Raw genomic sequence first — 203 nt, 5'->3', positions numbered from 1 at the left:
TCTCGTAATCTGAACCGGGGAGATCTCTATGAAAAAATCACGTTTTACTGACAGCCAGATCATGTCCATTCTGAAGCAAGCCGAGGCCGGAACACCGGTGGCGGAACTGTGTCGTGAACATGGCATGAGCAACGCCAGTTTCTATAAGTGGCGTTCGCGTTTTGGCGGGATGGATGCCTCCATGATGACTCGTCTGAAAGAGC

1 protein-coding gene is annotated in these 203 nt (G+C 51.2%); it reads left to right on the top strand.

Annotation, left to right across the window (positions count from 1 at the left end; all coding sequences use genetic code 11):
• Window positions 1–28: 28 nt before the first annotated feature.
• On the top strand, window positions 29–203 hold a 175-nt coding region (locus FDW88_RS18690; RefSeq protein ID WP_137363137.1), incomplete at its 3' end, for a transposase.

Source organism: Citrobacter sp. wls829 (assembly GCF_005280825.1).
Taxonomy (GTDB): Bacteria; Pseudomonadota; Gammaproteobacteria; order Enterobacterales; family Enterobacteriaceae; genus Citrobacter; species Citrobacter gillenii.
This window is presented reverse-complemented; position numbering and strand designations above follow the sequence as displayed.